The sequence below is a fragment of the Ferroplasma sp. Type II genome (assembly GCF_000496155.1).
The window spans coordinates 1-828 of the sequence record NZ_KI542704.1 but is presented as its reverse complement, the minus strand read 5'-3'; the positions used below and the strand labels follow the sequence as shown (position 1 = coordinate 828).

The 828-nt window shown below is 38.2% G+C and carries 1 pseudogene; it reads left to right on the top strand.

From position 1 onward, the window contains the following. Position 1: 1 nt before the first annotated feature. A pseudogene (locus AMDU4_RS04595) lies at positions 2–828 on the top strand (DNA polymerase II large subunit); the annotation flags it as partial.

Genomic DNA, 828 nt, shown 5'->3' with positions numbered 1-828 from the left:
TATTTTAATAAAACTGGGGATAGAATTCAGGCCCGAAGCAGACTCACTTGAAGTTGATGAATATTATCCACTTCTTGTGTCAACGGGATTTTCAATAGAAAATAGCATAATTGTAAAGAAAGGGTCTTACAATTCTGATAAGGCACTCGAGGCTGTGAACCAGCTTTCAGGAATGATAATTAAGGCCAGATCACCTGTACGCGTTGGAGCAAGGCTTGGAAGACCTGAGAAGGCAGGTGACAGGAAAATGAAGCCAAAGTACATTCATTGTTCCCCATACTGAATTATGGTGACAACAGGCGTTCCATATTAAATGCTGCAAAGAACAAAAGTGAATATGCCATAGAGTTGAACGAGAGGATATGCAAAAATTGTGGAAATGAAACACCTTTGACAGTATGTGAAAACTGTGGTTCCGTTACATATAACCAGAAAAAGATTAAAAAAATGAATATAGACCTGAGCGCAATACTGGAAAGAGCCGAATCAAGGCTGAACATAAAACCTGAACAGGTAAAGGATCTTAAGGGGGTTAAGAAATTAATGTCCAAAAACAGCGCCGTAGAACCTCTGGAAAAGGGTATTTTAAGATCCATACATAATATAAGTATAAACAAGGACGGAACCTGCAGATATGATATGTCAGATATACCCATAACCCATTTCAAGAAAAGTGAGCTTAATCTTTCATCAGAACAACTTGTTGGTTTGGGATATCCGGATCAGGAATTGAACGAGATATATCCACAGGACATTATAATACCAGAGGATTCAGCAAAATACCTGTTAAATGTGGCTAATTTTGTGGACGACATGCTGGTAAGATAT